The organism is Rhizobium sp. CFBP 8752 (assembly GCF_014842035.1).
Taxonomy (GTDB): domain Bacteria; phylum Pseudomonadota; class Alphaproteobacteria; order Rhizobiales; family Rhizobiaceae; genus Neorhizobium; species Neorhizobium soli.
The window spans coordinates 2,274,666-2,291,263 of record NZ_JACYUZ010000001.1; the positions used below are offsets into that span (position 1 = coordinate 2,274,666).

At 62.7% G+C, this 16,598-nt stretch carries 20 protein-coding genes; 3 read left to right on the forward strand and 17 right to left on the reverse strand.

The window, feature by feature from the left end; genetic code table 11:
* Window positions 1-15: 15 nt before the first annotated feature.
* The 6 genes from IFT59_RS11005 to IFT59_RS11030 all read right to left on the reverse strand — a co-directional run bounded on the left by IFT59_RS11005 (window position 16) and on the right by IFT59_RS11030 (window position 3,710).
* Window positions 16-609 carry an HK97 family phage prohead protease gene (locus tag IFT59_RS11005; protein WP_192086831.1) on the reverse strand — a complete coding sequence of 198 codons (594 nt, stop codon included), beginning with the start codon at window positions 607-609 and terminating at the stop codon, window positions 16-18.
* Window positions 610-702: 93 nt separating this feature from the next.
* Window positions 703-1,029 (reverse strand): DUF6107 family protein, encoded by a 327-nt coding sequence (locus IFT59_RS11010; protein WP_062453454.1) that lies wholly within the window; start codon window positions 1,027-1,029, stop codon window positions 703-705.
* A gap of 179 nt (window positions 1,030-1,208) precedes the next feature.
* Window positions 1,209-1,517 carry a type II toxin-antitoxin system RelE/ParE family toxin gene (locus tag IFT59_RS11015; RefSeq protein ID WP_113111204.1) on the reverse strand — a complete coding sequence of 103 codons (309 nt, stop codon included), beginning with the start codon at window positions 1,515-1,517 and terminating at the stop codon, window positions 1,209-1,211.
* Window positions 1,517-1,804, reverse strand: coding sequence for a CopG family ribbon-helix-helix protein (locus IFT59_RS11020; RefSeq protein ID WP_184654789.1), 288 nt, complete (start codon window positions 1,802-1,804; stop codon window positions 1,517-1,519). The genes IFT59_RS11015 and IFT59_RS11020 overlap by 1 nt, the downstream gene beginning before the upstream one ends.
* A gap of 60 nt (window positions 1,805-1,864) precedes the next feature.
* A complete protein-coding gene (locus tag IFT59_RS11025; RefSeq protein WP_192086832.1) occupies window positions 1,865-3,034 on the reverse strand; it encodes a phage portal protein in 1,170 nt (389 codons plus the stop codon).
* A 46-nt stretch (window positions 3,035-3,080) separates the two neighbouring features.
* Window positions 3,081-3,710: a hypothetical protein gene (locus IFT59_RS11030; protein ID WP_197978041.1), complete on the reverse strand. Its 630-nt coding sequence runs from the start codon at window positions 3,708-3,710 to the stop codon at window positions 3,081-3,083.
* Between the two features lie 97 nt (window positions 3,711-3,807).
* Between IFT59_RS11030 and IFT59_RS11035 the strand changes: the two genes are divergently transcribed.
* Window positions 3,808-4,008 carry a hypothetical protein gene (locus tag IFT59_RS11035; protein ID WP_062453459.1) on the forward strand — a complete coding sequence of 67 codons (201 nt, stop codon included), beginning with the start codon at window positions 3,808-3,810 and terminating at the stop codon, window positions 4,006-4,008.
* Between the two features lie 109 nt (window positions 4,009-4,117).
* On the opposite strand, the gene IFT59_RS11040 is transcribed toward IFT59_RS11035, so the two are convergent.
* The 4 genes from IFT59_RS11040 to IFT59_RS11055 form a co-directional block, all read right to left on the reverse strand.
* A complete protein-coding gene (locus tag IFT59_RS11040; RefSeq protein WP_249407526.1) occupies window positions 4,118-5,455 on the reverse strand; it encodes a DNA-packaging protein in 1,338 nt (445 codons plus the stop codon).
* An 88-nt stretch (window positions 5,456-5,543) separates the two neighbouring features.
* Window positions 5,544-6,182 (reverse strand): hypothetical protein, encoded by a 639-nt coding sequence (locus IFT59_RS11045; protein ID WP_192086833.1) that lies wholly within the window; start codon window positions 6,180-6,182, stop codon window positions 5,544-5,546.
* 248 nt (window positions 6,183-6,430) lie between these two features.
* Entirely contained in the window at window positions 6,431-7,891 is a 1,461-nt protein-coding gene (locus IFT59_RS11050) for a protein adenylyltransferase SelO family protein (RefSeq protein ID WP_192086834.1), read from the reverse strand.
* Between the two features lie 107 nt (window positions 7,892-7,998).
* The gene (locus IFT59_RS11055) at window positions 7,999-9,396 is read right to left on the reverse strand and encodes an MFS transporter (RefSeq protein WP_192086835.1); all 1,398 of its coding nucleotides are present in this window, start codon (window positions 9,394-9,396) and stop codon (window positions 7,999-8,001) included.
* 181 nt (window positions 9,397-9,577) lie between these two features.
* Here IFT59_RS11055 and IFT59_RS11060 point away from each other — a divergent pair, with 181 nt between their 5' ends.
* A complete protein-coding gene (locus tag IFT59_RS11060) occupies window positions 9,578-10,207 on the forward strand; it encodes an outer membrane protein (RefSeq protein ID WP_062453463.1) in 630 nt (209 codons plus the stop codon).
* A gap of 268 nt (window positions 10,208-10,475) precedes the next feature.
* Window positions 10,476-12,395: a diguanylate cyclase gene (locus IFT59_RS11065; RefSeq protein ID WP_192086836.1), complete on the forward strand. Its 1,920-nt coding sequence runs from the start codon at window positions 10,476-10,478 to the stop codon at window positions 12,393-12,395.
* Between the two features lie 24 nt (window positions 12,396-12,419).
* Here IFT59_RS11065 and IFT59_RS11070 read toward each other — a convergent pair whose 3' ends face one another.
* The 7 genes from IFT59_RS11070 to IFT59_RS11100 form a co-directional block, all read right to left on the reverse strand.
* Entirely contained in the window at window positions 12,420-13,646 is a 1,227-nt protein-coding gene (locus IFT59_RS11070) for a nickel/cobalt efflux transporter (RefSeq protein ID WP_192086837.1), read from the reverse strand.
* 26 nt (window positions 13,647-13,672) lie between these two features.
* Window positions 13,673-13,954 (reverse strand): metal-sensing transcriptional repressor, encoded by a 282-nt coding sequence (locus tag IFT59_RS11075; RefSeq protein WP_062453466.1) that lies wholly within the window; start codon window positions 13,952-13,954, stop codon window positions 13,673-13,675.
* A 113-nt stretch (window positions 13,955-14,067) separates the two neighbouring features.
* Window positions 14,068-14,268 (reverse strand): hypothetical protein, encoded by a 201-nt coding sequence (locus tag IFT59_RS11080; RefSeq protein WP_062453467.1) that lies wholly within the window; start codon window positions 14,266-14,268, stop codon window positions 14,068-14,070.
* A gap of 402 nt (window positions 14,269-14,670) precedes the next feature.
* Window positions 14,671-15,006: a hypothetical protein gene (locus IFT59_RS11085; RefSeq protein WP_062453468.1), complete on the reverse strand. Its 336-nt coding sequence runs from the start codon at window positions 15,004-15,006 to the stop codon at window positions 14,671-14,673.
* A gap of 88 nt (window positions 15,007-15,094) precedes the next feature.
* Complete coding sequence (locus tag IFT59_RS11090) at window positions 15,095-15,292, reverse strand: hypothetical protein (protein WP_062453469.1); 198 nt, start codon at window positions 15,290-15,292, stop codon at window positions 15,095-15,097.
* An 84-nt stretch (window positions 15,293-15,376) separates the two neighbouring features.
* Complete coding sequence (locus tag IFT59_RS11095; protein ID WP_062453470.1) at window positions 15,377-16,342, reverse strand: magnesium and cobalt transport protein CorA; 966 nt, start codon at window positions 16,340-16,342, stop codon at window positions 15,377-15,379.
* 44 nt (window positions 16,343-16,386) lie between these two features.
* Window positions 16,387-16,587 carry a heavy-metal-associated domain-containing protein gene (locus tag IFT59_RS11100; RefSeq protein ID WP_062453471.1) on the reverse strand — a complete coding sequence of 67 codons (201 nt, stop codon included), beginning with the start codon at window positions 16,585-16,587 and terminating at the stop codon, window positions 16,387-16,389.
* Between the last annotated feature and the right edge of the window lie 11 nt (window positions 16,588-16,598).

Below are 16,598 nucleotides of genomic sequence, written 5' to 3' on the forward strand. Positions count from 1 at the left end.
TCCTGTCCTTCTCCATTAAGCCTTGTTCTGCCTGAACGACGATCTCCACATCATCTTCGCCGCCCGCCGCATCTGGCGAACCAGCTCCGTCTCGCGGTCGCGGAAGAAGCGCTGATGCTTGACGTCGGACACCCGTGCCGATGGCAGCATCGGAAAGGTCACGACGGAGATTTCCCAAAGATCCGCCTCGAGAATGCGCCGCACCCCAGTCTTGGCGTCGGTGCGGGCCCGCACGGTTCGAAACCCGATCGAGAGCCCGTCCAGCGCACCGGATTTCATCAGCGCCAGCACTTCCCGCGATCGGGCAACGCCCGGCGACAGCACGCCCTCGACGAACAGCCCGCGACCATCCTCGCGGATCGTCTTCCAGGCGCCGATCGGCTCATTCGGGTCGTGCTGGTAGAGCATGCGCACCCCTGGCGCGCCGCGTTCGACAAGCGAGGAGAGAAAAGCCCCCCGCTCGATCCGGTCACGACCGAGATCGACCTCGCCGAACACGCTGGCATAACCGGAAAACGTGCCGTCGCCGGCAATGCCGGCCAGTTCCAGATTGGCGAATTTGCGCACATTCGGGCGCATGGGCGGGCGTTGCCCGCGGTCAGCGTGCATCAGGATCTCCTGCAATGTCATTGGAATTGCTGCACCCCATCCGCTCGCGGCGGCGGCCGCTTGCAGCAGAGGAGGTTCGTAGTCGGGAGCGCCTTACTCCCTGCGGCGCCCGTATCGCTCGGCTAAGCGCGACAGCGCGCCCAGCACCCACCAGGCCGAAAGGCTGGCGGCAGCCGATCCCGCCAGCAAGGTCTCCGGCTCGGGAAGCTCACCGCTGATCCCCAGCCGTGCCATCAGCCAAAGCCCGGCCGGACCGCCGAAGATCAGCCCGCAGGCCACCCCGGTCAGAAACCGGCTCGCCGCCTCGTGCCCGCTTTTCGGCAGGAGATAGACCAGCGAAACGCCCGCACCCGCCACCGCACCTGCGGTCCGCGCAGCCCACACGCCGAGCGTTCCCGGATCATGCCCAAGGTCAGCCATCGTTAAACTTTCTGGGTTATGTTGAGAGTGTCAGCCGGTAAGCGGATCTTCATCCGTAACCGCCAAGGCCTCGCGCATCTTCACGCGCCACATGAGGCTGGCAGGTTTTCATCAATCCCCTGAATCGCTTGAGAGACAGCGTTGACGAGTTGAGTCAGGGGGGTGAGAAGTTGAGTCTCTCAGTTTCCGTCGTCTGCCGGTGCGTCCGCTAAAAGATCGGGCGGCAGCTGACGGCCGTGTCGAATGTGGGAAACGGAGACGATCCCCTTCTCCATCCTGTAGTCGATGACATACTCGCCGGACACGAAACGGCGCCGGCCTTCCAGCGCCTCAATCGGGCTCCCGGCTTGCGGATAGTCCAGCAAGAGCCGCATCGATCCCCGCAACTGCCGCAGCACCGCTTCGGCGGCGCGCGGATTGAAACGCTCCAGATACCGCTGCTCGCTTCTCAGAAAGAGCGCCGCATCCTTGGAGAGCCTGATCCGCATCAGGCGGCGTCGCTCTTCTTCTCGTCGAGCACCTCCGCGAAGAACTCCTCCGCATCGACGAATTCGCCGCGCGCAATTTGTTCCTCGCCCTTGCGGATCTGCAGGATGTCATTCCCCTCCGCCATCAGATAATATTTCAACGCCCGGACAATCACCCAGCTTCTGCTGCGATCGGATGTCTCGGCGATCTTCTCGATATCGTCGAGAATGTCCTGCGGCACGCGCAAGGTGATCGGGTCCGAGAGAACGGGCTTTTCGGCCTTCTTGTCAGAGTTGGCGTCTGCCATGTCGATCTCCATCTGTAATACACCGTATTACAAATTACACCTTGCGCCGCGATCGCGCAATCACGCCGAATAGCCCACCGCCTCGCGCTTCTCGTCCTCCGTCAGGAAGGCTGCAGCGGCGATCCGCGCCCACAGCGCCTCACGCTCGGCCGACAGCCCGGCCACCCGGTCGAGATCCGGTTCCAGCCGAAGTCCCTCCCCGAGCGTATCCGAAAGCCAGGCGGAAAAGCTTGCGGCCGTTCGGGCAATCAACGGCAGCACCGTGAGCCGGTAAAGGGCGCGGTTGGCCTCCTGGTAGTTGGCATAGGTATTGTCACCGGGAATGCCGATCAGCATTGGCGGCACGCCGAGCGCCAGCGCAATGTCGCGGGCAGCACCGTTCTTCGCCTCGATGAAATCCATGTCCTTCGGCGAAAGCCCCATCGCCTTCCAGTCCAGCCCGCCTTCCAGAAGCAGCGGCCGGCCGGCATTTACCGCCCCTGAATAGCCCGCCTCCAGTTCGTCCTTCAGCCGCTGATACTGATCCGCGGAAAGATTGCCGCCGTCCTTCGGCTGGTAGACCAGCGCGCCGGACGGTCTTGCGGAATTGTCGAGCAGCGCCTTGTTCCAGCCCGCCGCCGCATTGGAAAGGTCGAGCGCTGCGCCAGCCGCCACCAGCGGCGACAGGCCACAATGGTCGTCGAGCGGGTGAAACAGCTTCAGGTGCAGCAGCCCCGGCCCGTCACGATCGACGGCAAGCCGCCGTGTCACCTGCCCGGCGCGATAATCATAGGCCGCAATCCATCCGTCGCGCCCCTCGACGACGCTCACCCGGTCGGGCCGCAGCAGATGCAGTTCCCGCAGGTCGCCGCCAAGCGCCAGCGGCTCCACATAGGCATTGCCGGACAAAAGCAGATGCCCGTACAGCGCCTCGAAGAAATCCGGCCCGCTCTGGCGGCCGTTCGGACGTGCCAGAAGCGCCAGCGCCGGATGATCGGCTGCCTCGCTCGTCCCCCGATAGGCGAGCCACGGCACGGCGGCGGCAGCTTCGGCCACCATCCGCATGGCCCGATAGGCGATCGGGTTCTTCATGAACCCGGCCTTTGCCAGAGCCGCATAGGACCGCCCGGACCAGTGCGCCGCGCCATCGCCAGATACGATCGCAAAGCCCGACGATAGCCCCGACGTCGCCTTGGTTTCCTGAGGCGGCGCGATGCGGGAAAGCCCAGGAAGCCGGAATGGAAATCTCATCGTTTCATCCTTCACTCGATCCGGGATCAATTCCCTCTGAAGACGTTCAGGCCGCCATCGCCGCATCGTCCCGCAGCGCTGCCGCGAACGCTTTCGCGTACCCCGCCACCCGCGCCGCCCGGTCATTGCCATTGATGATTTTTCGCGCCCCGACCCAGTCCGATTTCCCAGGGCCGAAATAATCGCCGAGCTTGCGGCCGGTGAAACTGCCGGCCCGCATGCCCTCGATCAGGATTTTTACTGCCACATCCATCTCCATGGCGCGATGAGGTGCCGTGACCAGATCGATCCCTGTCAGCGCCGACATTTTCTGGTAGTTGCGCCTGTGGGTCAGTTGCACGAGCCCGCGCCCCAGCCAGGTGCGGCCATCGGCATCGTAACGCCAGTACGGCGTCTTCACCGTCCGCAGCCGGCCGGCGCTGTAAGCGCTTTCCAGCCGCACCACCGCAAGCTGATCGGTCTTGGCCAGCGTTTCGCGCACCGGCTGCATCGTCGCTGCCGTCTCGTGAAACGCGGTCGCCAGCGCATAGGCAAGCGCCGCGGGGCCTTCGATGGGGTTGCGCGCCTCCCATGCCTCCAAAACAGCAGCCAACCCGGCCACCTGACCACTTGCCAACCGCCCGCTGAACGGGTTCCTGCGCACGTGATCGAAGAAAAAACTGCGCTCGTATCCCATGTTAATCCTACCCCTTTACCGCGTTCGAAGGTTTCAATCGGTTTAGAAAAAACTAAATCGTTTTAGTCTGTTAGTGACGATTTACTTCGGAGTAAGGATGTGGAACCAATCCAACCATGCGACGTTCATAGGGGCGCACCACCATGATGGTGCAGCGCACAATCCGGAGATCATGATGATGCAGCAGACCGCCCAGACAGCCGCCACGAAATCGGTGCCGCAGCACGTCCTCGAGCGCATGGAATCCGAATGGAAGCAGATGCGCGACAGCGCTCCGGCTGTGCCGGCTAAAAGCTGAATTGCAACTGTTGGCAGTAGCCAACTGTCAGATATAGAACGCTTGAGCGGCCCTGTCAGGGCCGCTTTTCGTTGCGCGGTTCACCAGAAGCGCCACACCGGGCCTAGGCTCAAATCCCCCTCACCCGCGGCTCGCCCTGGCCGTCCAAAACAAGCGCCGTCAGCGCCCAGACCAGCGCATCCAGCCGGTCCGGCGAGCGTCCCGATGACAGTCCGTTGGGACCGAAATCGCACATCTGGTCCTCCAGCTCCGCAAACCGTCCCGCATGCACCACCCGTCCCTGCTCGTAGAGGGCTGCGACCGGTTCTGCGCGGGCAAACTTTCCGCGGGATGCATGCACCACCGTTACCGGCAGGTTGGCGTCGATGCTTTTCAGCATCGCCGGCACCATGTCGCCGCCCTGGTTGCCCTCGGCCACGACGCGGTCGGCCGAAAACCGCGCATAGGCCTTCACCACGGCCTTCGCCCAGCCGCCCGGCGTATGGCCGGTCACCGAACAGTCGGCCAGCACCACCGCCCTACCAGGCGAACCTTCGCTTGCCTCGACACCCGCCACGACGATGCCGCAGCAGGAGTTCTCGCCGGATCCCGAGGGCGGATCCACCGCCACCACGATGCGCCGCAGAACCGCGGTAAAGCGCGTCACGCAGGCCTCGAGGTCGGTGCGCTTCCACAGCGCGTCGTCGCGATCCTCGATCAGCTCGCCGCCAAGTTCCTGACGACCAAGTCTCGTCCCGCCATAGCGTCGCTCCAGCGCCGCGATAAAGCCCGGTGCCAGATTGCCGGCGTTACCGGCTGTGGAGATCTTGATCAGCCGCGTGCCGGGGTCGGCAATCAGTTGCTTCAGCACCGGCACCGGTCGCGGCGTGGTCGTCACCAGTTGGCGCGGATCGAGTCCCAGCCGCAGGCCGAACTGCAGCATGTCGAACGTTTCCTGCGCATGCTTCCATTTGCCGATCTCGTCGCACCAGGCGTAATGAAACTGCGGCCCTCGCAGGGCTTCCGGATCCTCGGAGGAAAAGATCTGCGCCACCGTGCCGTTCGGCCAGACCAGACGTTTGCGTGAAATCTCGAATTCGGGCCAGTGCCGTGCCGCAATCCGGCAGATGCCGGACACACCGCCCACCATCACCTCGCGGGCATCGCCCAGCGTTTCCGCCACGAGCGCGATGCGAAGATCGGACCGCTCTCCAGCCGCACACGCCAGCGCATGCACCCATTCGGCGCCCGCCCGCGTCTTGCCGGATCCGCGCCCGCCCATGATCAGCCACGTCCGCCAGTCGCCCTCTGGCGGCCTCTGTCCGGGAAGCGCCGTAAACGCCCAATCCCGGTCGAGACCGGCCACAAACCCGTCAAACGCGTTCTCTCCCGGACCAGGCTCGTCACAGCTCTCCGCCGGCACCGAGTCCGGAGCGCGGGGCACGCCCATCGCACCGGCCAAAACCATTCCGGCCTCCAGATCCCGTGCACTCTTCTCCCTGACATCAGCGATGCCAGACATGCCCGCCCTGAATGACGCGGATGCCTTTACCGCCTCACCCGTGATCTTCTCTGCGGCCCGCCGCATCTTGCGCTGGCTGGGTTCCTCTCGCTGGAAGCCTTTGCGCCACCCATCCCGGTGGGCCATCGCGTTTCCAGGCTTCGAAATACCCAAAGGCTGTTTCATTGGCGCGATCCTCGATCATCCGGACGAAGCGGGCCTTCGCCTCTTCGTATCCGCCGGCATCGGCCAGCCTGTCGGCCTCCACCTGCCGGTCGCGGGACAGCTGACGCTGCAGCGCATCGACCTTTTCCAGCGTGCGCACGATCAGGCTCATCGCATCGGTCGCCGCCTTCACATCGGCCCGCGCCAGTTTTTGCGCCGCCTCGTTGCCGTCAGCTGACACCGCGTCGTCGGCCTCGCCGGACAACAGCCCGGACGCCGCTTCCCGCATCGTCCGGAACGTGGCGAACTGCTGGCGCATCTCCGCCGTCATCTCGTTCAAAAGCTGCCGCAGTTCATCTGCGGGCTTCAGCTCGGTTTCCGCAGACTTGAGCTCCAGCAGAACGTTTCGAACCGTCTCTTCCAGTTCGGCATCCTGCGTCACGTCGTCATCCGCGTCGTAAAGCGGTTCGTCCGTCCACAGGCCGAACAGGTCTGGATCAAAACCGGCGAGAGCATCGGAACGGTTCATGGCAGATCTCCACAGCCGAAAACCCGCCGCGCCGGCTTGCCGTCGCACGTTCGGTTTCGATATCGATGTCCTGGAAAAAAAAAGGGCCCGGAGGTCAATCCGAGCCCTGACTGGAAGCCTTGCGGCGGTCGGGGCGTGAAGCCTCTCCCGACGCAACTCTTCGACTATGCCTAAACACTACCCGACAACCGTCACGCCGTCAAGGATTAAATTCCTATCTCGAAAATTTTACCGGAGCCGCTTCTCCCTCACGTCCCGCAGAAGGTGCGCGCAACCTTCTGTTCCGCCGTCGGCGCAATCGCGTAGTCGGCAAATTCCGGCCGCTCTTCGAACGGTTTTTCGAGCGCCTCCACCAGCTTTTCAAAGAAGCTGAAATCACCGTAATTGGCAGCCGCGATTGCTTCCTCGATCCGGTGGTTGCGGGCGATCAGCCACGGATTGACGCCACGCATCTCTGTTGCCACGTCCGCCGGGCTGCGACCTTCCTCGGCCAGCCGCTCGTTCCATTTCGGCAACCATTCCCGCAGCTTGGCCGTATCCGCGAAACAGGCGAGCAGGTCGTCGTCATGTCCTTCCGCGGCGTTGCAGAGCGCTCGGAACGTACGCGTGAAATCCGCTTCATTTTCCTCCATTGCAGAAAGCAGTCCCTGCACGAAATCGCCATCACCGTCGCGCGCGGTGACCAGACCGAGCTTTGCGCGGAACAACTCGATCCAGTGCGCCTGGAACGTGTCGCCGAATGCCTTCAGGACAGCATTGGCCGCTTCCACCGCCTTTTCCTCGTCGGCATCGATCAGCGGCACCAGCGCCTCGGCAAGCCTTGCGATGTTCCACTGGCCGATGCCCGGCTGGTTGCGATAGGCGTAGCGTCCCTGCCGATCAATCGAGGAAAACACCTTCATCGGGTTGTATTCGTCGAGAAAGGCGCAAGGACCGAAATCGATCGTCTCGCCTGAAATCGTCATGTTGTCGGTGTTCATCACACCATGGATGAAACCGACGCCGAGCCAGCGGGCAATCAGCTCCGCCTGCCGGTCCGCCACGGCCTGCAACAGCGCCAGATACGGGTTCTGCGCCCCCATCAGGTCAGGGTAATGCCGCTCGATCACGTAGTTCGCCAGCGTCCGCACGCCCTCGGTATCGCCGCGGGCGGCAAAGAACTGGAACGTGCCCACTCGCACATGGCTTGCCGCGACCCGCACGAACACTGCGCCCTGCTGCTCCTGCTCGCGCTGAACGAGCTCACCGGTCGAAACCGCCGCCAGGGCCCGCGTCGCCGGTATGCCCAGCGCATGCATGGCCTCGGACACGACATATTCGCGGATGACCGGCCCAAGCGCTGCCCGCCCGTCACCACGGCGCGAAAACGGCGTCGGCCCCGCTCCCTTCCACTGGATGTCGCGGCGCTGTCCGGCACGGTCCATGACCTCGCCGATCAGGATCGCCCGCCCATCGCCGAGCTGCGGTACAAAATTGCCGAACTGGTGCCCAGCATAGGCCATGGCGAGAGGCGATGCCCCCTGCGGCACGACATTGCCGGAAAGCACGGATGCCAGACGATCAGGATCCGAAAGATCCGCCTCGACGCCCAGTTCCGCTGCCAGCTTCTGGTTGAACCTCAAAAGCTTCGGCCCCTCCACCGGCTCCGGGTAGACGGAAGCGAAGAACCGATCCGGCAGGCGGGCATAGGAATTGTCGAACTGGAACACGGGATCTCTCCTTCGGCCCTTTCAGGGGCTTGGTCTCGGGTATGTGCTTGAGTCTGGTCTGTGGCGTATCCCCAATATGGGGTCTCGCGCCTGCGGAACAAGCAAGATCAGCCCTTATTGCCCGCCGTCAAACGCACCCCGAACCCGAGCAGAAACGTCACCAGGGCCGCGGCTGCGGACGTCCCGTAAAGCCAGTAGGCGACCTGCCCGGGATCGCCTTGCGACAACTGCCGTGTCAGCCCGGTCGCTGCCGCGATCATGCCGGCCAGCGCCGATCCGACGGCGTAGCCGGCCGTCGACATGGTCGGCAAAAGCGCGCTCGCCCGGTCGCGCTCCTCGTCGCCGGCGGCCTCCATCGAGGCCTGGTTGATCGCCGCCCAGGACAGGCCGAAACCGGTACCGATCGCCATCTGGCTCAGGATCACGAGCAGGATCTCCCGGACGTCGATCGATATCGCAATCATCAGGAAGCCCGCGAGCTGGAACAGCGGCCCGGCCCGCATCGCAAAATGCCGTCCTTTCAGAGACTTGATCCGGCTGGAGGCCATCGCGACCGCGCTCCAGGTCAGTGCCATCGCCACCACGATATAGCCGACCGCCGCCGGTCCGATGCCCCACACGTCGCGGATGATCAGAGCAAGATAGGTGGCACCAGACGCATGGCCCGCCGACATCAGGAACAGCATCCAGAACCCGTGGCCGAGCACCGATCCCAGCCTGAAAGCGCCAGCCGGAAACAACCGCGGCCCGAGCTTTCCGTCTGTCGTCACGGTCAGCGCCAGCGCCAGTGATCCCAGCACCAGACAGGCGACCTGCCAGCCGATCACCCCCGTTGCGGACGACAGTGCGAAAACGAAGGACGCAGTCACACAGAGCGCCACGGCCAGAGGCGCAAACGCGGCCTTTGCCGCGCTGCCGGTCTCGGGCGTCGTCAACAGCGTGAAAAGACCAAGCAGGATGAGAAACGGCGTCACCGCCAGAAACGCGGCATGCCACGAAAACGCCTCTGCGAGCAGCCCCCCGATAAGCGGCCCGAGCAGAGCCGCGACCGCCCAGACGGTTGCCTCCACCGCAAATACCTTCGCCGTCACCGTGGACGAGAAATTGGCCGGGATGAGGCTGTAGCAGATTGCCACGATCAGACCGTCGGCAATCCCCTGCAACAGTCTGCCCGCAACGATGAAGAAAAAGCTCGGCGCCAGAACCGCCATCAGACCGCCCAGCGAAAACAGCGCCATGGACCAGAACAGGCTGGATTTCACACCCAACCGATCGCGGAGATAGGCAGCACTGGTGCCGCCGGCGATCGAACCGATGAAATAGAGGCTGTAGACCCAGCTGAACCAGTCGCGCCCGCCAAGTTCGGCGGCGGCCAGCGGCATGGCGGCAACAATCGCGAACTGGTTGAAGGCATGCAACCCGATCCCGGCGGAAATCAGCGCCAGCATCAGGCCGTTCCGGCCCGACAAAAGCGTTTTCCATCCGGTGTCTGTTCTTGTCAGCACGGCATGCTCCCCGGTTCATCCGCAAGGCTTTCCCGACCGCAGCAGTGGCGGCGCAAAGTCCTCCGGTCAACGGTCAAGGATCGATTTTGGCGCGCGTGACATTTTAGCTACAGCTTTCCAAGCCGAACGCACTACATTGATCCTCATAACAAGCAGTCGTTGAAAACACGGAGAAATCATCATGAGGAACACACTCGTTCTCGCCGCAGCTCTTGCAGCCGGCCTCTCGTCCGCAGCTCTCGCCGCCGATGCGGTTGAGACCATTCCGAGCGCGCCAGTCGCCTACGAAACCGCTCCGGCATTTTCCTGGTCCGGTCCTTACCTCGGTATCCACGGCGGATACGGCTGGGGCGATGCTGATATCGAAGGCGCTGGTTCCCAGAACTTCGACGGCGCCCGCATGGGTGGCTTCGTTGGCTACAACTGGCAGTTCTCCAACGGTTTCGTTGCCGGTGTTGAAGGCGACGTCAACTACGACTGGAACAACGACGATGTCGCCGCTGGCGTCGATGCCGAAAGCGGCTTCTCCGGTTCGGCCCGTGCGCGTCTCGGTTACGCCATGGACCGCACCCTGATCTACGCAGCAGGCGGCTGGACAGCCACCAATGTTGAAGTCGACACGCCGGTTGGCGACGACGACGACACGCTGCACGGCTGGACGATCGGCGCTGGCGTCGATCACGCCTTCACCGACAACCTGTTTGGCCGCGTCGAGTATCGCTACAACGACTACGGCAACGGCAACCTCGCCGGCGCTGATGTCGACTTCAACCAGCACGTCGTGCAGGTTGGCCTCGGCGTGAAGTTCTGATCGCGTCAAGCATCTGATTGTATGAGGAGAAGGCTGCCGCTCGCGCGGTGGCCTTTTTCTTTGGAACTTGCTCTTCAGGGATTTCGACCACTGTCCCGGCCATCATCACGGCAGGATCAGGCTCCCGTTGCGAGAGGTTCGCTTAACTTTCCTGTATTAGACGGGACTTGTCGGCTCTTTGCCCGTGGTCCTGCCGATGACGTCGGGCTCGGCGTGAATCAGCCGGGTTGCAGTTTCGTGTTTTGACTATTTTCGGAAGTTTCTGCGCATGCCGTTTTCCCCATCGTCTCGCGGGGCAGACCCCGAGAACCGCAAAGGGCTAGGCCGCCGCACCAGACAAGGCCTTGGCCCAGCTCTGGCGACGCCTGCGGCGGTATTGGGCTTCGGTGCGTTTCTGGCACTTTTCGGCTGGGCGGAATATTCCAACTGGAAGACACAGGTCGCACGGGTCGAAGCGGCACTGGAACAGACGGCCGAAGCAATTACCCAGCATGCCGACGACGTGGTGGAAATGTCGCGGCTGCCGCTCGCAAGCCTGATCTCCAAGATCGAGGAGAAAGACGGCGAGGCCGATCTCGCCCAGGCGATCGACGCGCTGATGAAGCGCCAGCTCAGTGCGTCGCCCACTCTCGATACGCTCTCCTATCTCAATGCCGATGGCCAGATGGTTGCGACCTCGTCGGCAACACGCCCCGCCGGGGTCTCCTATCAGGACCGCGACTATTTCAAATTCCACAAGGCCAGCCCCTTCCCGCTCCCGGTCCTTGGCAAGCCCATCCTCAGCCGGCTGACCCAGACCTGGGTCCTGCCGATCTCACAGAAGGTGATTTTACCGGACGGCACGTTCGGCGGCGTTGTGGTCTCCACCATCAAGGTCAACCATTTCGTCAATTTCTTCAGCCGCTACGATATCGGGTCCGATGCCTCCTTCCTGCTCGTTCGCGGAGATGGCGTGGTTCTCGCCCGCGCGCCCATGGCCGACAGCATTCTCGGCCAGGACATGTCGAAGAGCGACCTGTTTGCCCATGTCCGCCAGACCCGCGTCGGCGCCTTTCATTACCAGTCACCGATCGACCAGACGGCGCGGGCGGGTGGCTTTCACCAGAGCCAGCTGACCGGCTTGGTGGCGCTCGCGGCCGCATCGGAATGGCAGGTGCTGATCTCCTGGGCGTCGACCGCGAGGACGCGCTGGATCTATGCGGCGATCCTTCTCATCGCGGCCGGGTTCGCCACGGTCTACTGGCGCCGCCAGATGCAATTGCGCCAGGAGCGCGAAGCGCTGGTCGCCGCGCGCGAGGCGGAGTTCCGCCTGCTCGCTGAATCCTCCAGCGACCTCATCACCCGGTTCGATGAACACGGCATCCGCGAATATGTCTCGCCCTCCTCGATCGGCATCCTCGGGCTCGAGCCAGAGGACCTGATCGGCCGCAGCATCTTTGCCGGCATGGCCGAAGATACCGAATTCCTGGTGCGCCAGGCAACGGAGCGTCTCGGCAGCGGGCGTGGTCATGAGAAATTCCTGATCCGCCACGTCAAGCCCGACGGCGAGGAAGTATGGCTGGAAACGGCGATGAGCCGTCTGCCGGCTTCGCATCCGGCCCAGGCGCCGCGGGTGGTTGCGATCACCCGCGATGTCAGCCGCCACAAGCGCGCACAGGACGAGCTCGATCTTCTCGCCAATACCGACGACCTGACAAGGCTTGCCAACCGGCGCTTCTTCAACGCGAGGTTCGAAGCGATGGTCACTGCGGCGAACCGTTCGATGACGCCGCTGTCGCTGCTGATGATCGACGCCGACCGTTTCAAGCTTTTCAACGACACCTATGGCCACGCGGCCGGCGACGAATGCCTGCGCGCGATCGCACAGGTGGTACGGTCAACCGTCATCCGCCCCGGCGATGTCTGCGCCCGCTATGGCGGCGAGGAAGTGGCGGTGCTGCTCGCCGCAACCGACGCGAAGGCCGCGCATGCCATCGCCGAAAGCATCCGCGTGGGCGTCGAAGAGATCGGTCTGGAACACGGCAGAAACCCACCCTCCAACCGCGCCACGATCAGTGTCGGCCTCGCCACGCTCACCCCCGGCCACGACCTCGTGACGACCTCGCAAGCCCTCTTCAAGCGCGCCGACGAAGCCCTCTACAACGCCAAGGCCGCAGGCCGAAACCGGGTGGAGGTGGCGGGGAGCTAAGCCCCGCCCAATCCGCGACGCCCCTTACGCCGGCAGTCCCTGCCAGCCGTGGATGCCGACATAGAGGCCGACGGCGATGATGAGGAGGCTGGAGACGTAGGGAGCGCGACGGGCAACCGTCGAAAACCAGCTCCAGCGCGACGTGGCGTGACGCACGCTCAGCGCAGCAACGGCCCCGACGGTCACCAGCGTGATTGCAAGGCCGATGGAAAAGCACATGACCAGCACGAAGCCGAGCGTGAATTCCTTGAGCTGTAGGCAGAGAAGCAGAACCGTGATGGCGGCCGGGCACGGGATGAGACCTCCGGTCAGACCGAACAGAACGATCTGCCATGTGGTCACCTTGCGGTCGGCGAACCGGCGACGAATGTCGTTGGCATGCGCCATTTCATGGGCATCCTGATACCCGTCCGTCGCCACGTCTAGCCCCTGCATCTCGTCGTGGTCATGGTCGTGGCCTTCCGTGAAGGACAGGTCGTAGTCATGGGTATGGTTGCCGTGGCCAAGGCTCAGGCTTGCGACGAACGCATGCGGCTCGGGAATGTCCGTGGTCGACTGCAGATATCCGCCCTGATCGGCAAAGACGAAGGCCTGCCGCGATCCATCCGGGCGCTGTGTCGTGACGACGACATCGGACGCCGTCCAGCCGTGGCCGCGCTCGGAGCGAAAACGCCAGACAGGCGCAACGCCGTCTTCGAAGATTTCGAGCGTGACGATGCCGTGCCCGGTATCGACCCGCGTGATGTCACCGTGGCCTGCGGCATGCCCCTGCGCTGAACCGTGGTCATGTGCGCCGTGATGGGCGCCGTGATGGCCGTCGTGGCCATGGCCACCGTGGTGGCCGTGATGACCGTCATGCCCATGCGAGCCATCATGCCCGTGGGCGGCAGCGGCCTTTCCCATCTGCTGATCCTGCCATGTTCGCCACAGCATCCAGAGTGCGATCGCAATGATGACCGCCGCGGAAACAAGCTGGAAATAGGGTTCGGAAGCTTCGGCATCCATGCCCTGCCAGAGATACATGCCCGCAAAGGCGATGCCCCAGACGACGATCGTGTGCGAGATCGTCGCGGCAAGACCGAGCAGCACCGCCTGCGTGACCGTCCCCCTCACCGCAACGATAAAGGCTGCCATCATCGTCTTCGAATGGCCCGGCTCCAAGCCGTGCAAGGCCCCAAGCAGGATGGCGCTTGGAACAAACAGCCAGGCATGGGCAGATCCCTGCTGCAGGAGGTCGGCAAAATCAGGCATGGGAATATCTCACGGGTATTTAGGTCTCAAAGGTATTTGGTGATCGACTTGAACTCGTCGATGGAGTGGCGCTTCTCCCGATCGAGCGCGCCGATCGTGTCTTCGAGACAGTGGTCCAGATGGTCCTGGATCAGGGTGCGCTTGGCATTGGTGATCGCCTTTTCCACCGCATGCAGCTGCTGGGCGATGTCGAGACACGGCCTGCCGCCCTCGATCATGGCGATCACACTTTTGAGATGTCCCTCAGCCCGTTTCAGCCGCTTGACGATTTCGGGATGACTTTCGTGGACGTGATCGTGTTCTGTCATGCGATAATCCTATCCCCCTGGAGGGGATAAGGCAAGTATCTTCAGAACTGCTTTCATACGAGTTCCTCCAGCTCTCTGGGTGGAGGCTGCGAGCGTTGTGCCGTTAGCCTGGCTTACGACCGCCGGGCTTCCAGACGTCTTTTGTCACGCTGGATATATTCGAAACCCATCTCTGTCAGTCGGAACTGGCGTTTCTGGAACTCGCCGCGGATGGTGATGAAGCCCTGCTCTTCGGCTTCGCTCAGCGTCTTCAAGCTGGTGCCCTTGGGCGGAGACTGCCATTCGAGGCCGTTGGCGCTGTGAAGCAATACCATGATCTTGATGATTGTCGTGTCTCCCGGCCAATGCGTTCAGGCCAGACGAATAGCTTTTCGCACGATCCCCTGCAATGACCGATGTTCATGCAGGAATGTCGGGCCCGTGTTGCCAAATTTGCAATGGACTTGACGGCTGCGGTCTGCCAAAAGCGCGAAAGGACGCGACTGCCGTTATCTTTAGAACGGGGTCGGGTGGCCGATTGACGTCACGTCGCTGCCGCGAGATCACGCTGGCCGTCCTTTTGATTTTCCAGTTTTCCCAGCATTCAATCTACGACCTTGGTTGTGACTGCGAACCTTTTGTCATGAAAAAAGGTCCTGCGGCTTTCACCGAGGACCTCTGATCAGGCTCGATCAGACGGGGGTAAGACCCGTCCAACCGCTACCGTCATTGTTTAATCAGCAACCGGTACCCTGGGCAGTTTCGCCCGTCAGGTTCGGCAGGTTGCCGGAGTTTGCAGCATCGCCTGGCTCACCGCCCGGTGCGCAGCCTGCGCGGCTACCGTAGGCGCCGGTCGAACCGACTGCCGAGCCCGGGGTAACGCTGCCTGTCGAATAGGGGTCTACAGTACCCGATGCGGCTGGCTTCGGCGGGATGTTGCCGCCGGCACCGCTCATGTTCTGCTGGACGTCCGCGCGGTTGGCCGAACCGTTCATATCATAGCTCGTCTGCGCAAATGCTGCAGAGGATAGGCCAAACGAAAGTGCGGCAACAACTGTCAAAGTCTTGATCATTTTTGAATTCCTTTTCGTATCCCTACAGGATGTTAACCGGCCGGGCACAAATTGGTTTCATCTCAAATTCCCGTGAGGAACCGCGCTTTTATGGAACCCGTTTGTCGATGAGCGACTGCGCATTGCGCGCTTCGCGTCGCAGCCAGCGCCGGTTGGCGACCTCGGGCAGATCGTGCGCTTTGGGAATGCGCTTGGTCTTCCAGCGGCGCAGGATTAAAAATCCGAGCGTGCCAATACCGGCAAGCAAGACAACGGCCAGCAGGATCATCGGGGTCTGGTCGACCATGGCGGGGTTCTCCGTAGCAAGGGTTTCATCTTTCTGACCGAACCAACTCGACGCCGGCTCGAGAGTTCCCTTGCTTGGTTGCAACTACAACCAGCCGGACTTCCGGAACCGGTAGAAAAGGATGCTGCAGAGAAGGACGATCGCAACCAGCACGGCGGGATAGCCGTATTCGGTCTTCAATTCCGGCATGTTCTCGAAATTCATGCCGTAGATGCCGGCGATGGCCGTCGGCACCGCAAGAATGGCGGCCCAGGCAGCCAGCTGCCTGGTGATGACGCCCTGGCGCTGCTGTTCCAGAAGGTTCGAGGCTTCAAAGACCGAGGTGATGACTTCGCGAAGTCCGCCCACCATGCCTTCGACCCTTCGGATATGATCGAGCACGTCACGGAAGAACGGCTTGGCGTCCCGGTCGAGGCAGGGAAGGTCGAGATTGACGAGCTTGCCCGCCACTTCCGACATCGGGCCCAGGATACGCCCGAACAGGATCAGCTGACGGCGCAGGCGGAAGAGACGGCGGATCTGCTCGCGTTCGAGAAAGTTCGCGAGCATCTTCTGCTCCATTTCCAGCACCTTGTCCTCGATCGTTTGCACCAGCGGCAGATAGCCGTCGGCGATGAAATCGATGATCCCGTGCAGGACGTAGTCAGGCCCCTTGGAGAGAAGCTGCGGCGAGGCTTCGAGCTGTGCCCGGATGGCGGCATGGTTGCGGGCCGAGCCGTGCCGGACGGTGATGATGTGGCGCCTTCCGACGAAGATCGCCGTCTCGCCATACTTGAATTTCTCGCCTTCCAGATGGGCGGTCTTTGCCACCACGAACAGCTGTTCGCCATAGGCTTCCACCTTGGGCACCTGATGGGCGTTGATGGCGTCTTCGACCGCGAGAGGGTGCAGCTCATAGGTTTCGGCCAGCGCATGCAGCTCGTCCGGTGACGGCTCGTGCAGGCCGATCCAGACGAAATCCTGACCGGACAGTCTCGGCGCCGGCCCATCGACAGGCACCGCCTCGGCACGTTTTCCGTTGCGGTACACATAGGAAGCGACAACTGTCATGGTATGCTCTGCGATGGAGTATGGTCTGCGATGCCGATAACGTACTAGGCCTTGGCCCGTTCCGGCGAATAACCCGCGTCACGGATCGCTTGCGCGGCCTTTGCCTCGTCGCCACCCACCATCACCGTATGCGTGACAAGATCGATCGACACGGGTGCATCCGGCAGCGCTTCGGCGAGAGCGTTTCGCAGGGTCTTTTCGCAGTGGCCGCAGGTCATGTCCGGCACGGTGAAGATCACGGTCATCTCAGGTCTCC

Bases quoted from the DNA above. Each gene is read 5' to 3' on its own strand.
- IFT59_RS11035 (WP_062453459.1), top strand. From the start codon at position 3,808: ATGTGGAACCAATCCAACCATGCGACGTTCATAGGGGCGCACCACCAT.
- IFT59_RS11030 (WP_197978041.1), bottom strand. From the start codon at position 3,710: ATGGGATACGAGCGCAGTTTTTTCTTCGATCACGTGCGCAGGAACCCG.
- IFT59_RS11045 (WP_192086833.1), bottom strand. From the start codon at position 6,182: ATGAACCGTTCCGATGCTCTCGCCGGTTTTGATCCAGACCTGTTCGGC.
- IFT59_RS11065 (WP_192086836.1), top strand. From the start codon at position 10,476: ATGCCGTTTTCCCCATCGTCTCGCGGGGCAGACCCCGAGAACCGCAAA.
- IFT59_RS11025 (WP_192086832.1), bottom strand. From the start codon at position 3,034: ATGAGATTTCCATTCCGGCTTCCTGGGCTTTCCCGCATCGCGCCGCCT.
- IFT59_RS11095 (WP_062453470.1), bottom strand. From the start codon at position 16,342: ATGACAGTTGTCGCTTCCTATGTGTACCGCAACGGAAAACGTGCCGAG.
- IFT59_RS11085 (WP_062453468.1), bottom strand. From the start codon at position 15,006: ATGATCAAGACTTTGACAGTTGTTGCCGCACTTTCGTTTGGCCTATCC.
- IFT59_RS11075 (WP_062453466.1), bottom strand. From the start codon at position 13,954: ATGACAGAACACGATCACGTCCACGAAAGTCATCCCGAAATCGTCAAG.
- IFT59_RS11015 (WP_113111204.1), bottom strand. From the start codon at position 1,517: ATGCGGATCAGGCTCTCCAAGGATGCGGCGCTCTTTCTGAGAAGCGAG.
- IFT59_RS11060 (WP_062453463.1), top strand. From the start codon at position 9,578: ATGAGGAACACACTCGTTCTCGCCGCAGCTCTTGCAGCCGGCCTCTCG.
- IFT59_RS11090 (WP_062453469.1), bottom strand. From the start codon at position 15,292: ATGGTCGACCAGACCCCGATGATCCTGCTGGCCGTTGTCTTGCTTGCC.
- IFT59_RS11010 (WP_062453454.1), bottom strand. From the start codon at position 1,029: ATGGCTGACCTTGGGCATGATCCGGGAACGCTCGGCGTGTGGGCTGCG.
- IFT59_RS11040 (WP_249407526.1), bottom strand. From the start codon at position 5,455: ATGGTTTTGGCCGGTGCGATGGGCGTGCCCCGCGCTCCGGACTCGGTG.
- IFT59_RS11080 (WP_062453467.1), bottom strand. From the start codon at position 14,268: ATGGTATTGCTTCACAGCGCCAACGGCCTCGAATGGCAGTCTCCGCCC.
- IFT59_RS11020 (WP_184654789.1), bottom strand. From the start codon at position 1,804: ATGGCAGACGCCAACTCTGACAAGAAGGCCGAAAAGCCCGTTCTCTCG.
- IFT59_RS11100 (WP_062453471.1), bottom strand. From the start codon at position 16,587: ATGACCGTGATCTTCACCGTGCCGGACATGACCTGCGGCCACTGCGAA.
- IFT59_RS11005 (WP_192086831.1), bottom strand. From the start codon at position 609: ATGCACGCTGACCGCGGGCAACGCCCGCCCATGCGCCCGAATGTGCGC.
- IFT59_RS11070 (WP_192086837.1), bottom strand. From the start codon at position 13,646: ATGCCTGATTTTGCCGACCTCCTGCAGCAGGGATCTGCCCATGCCTGG.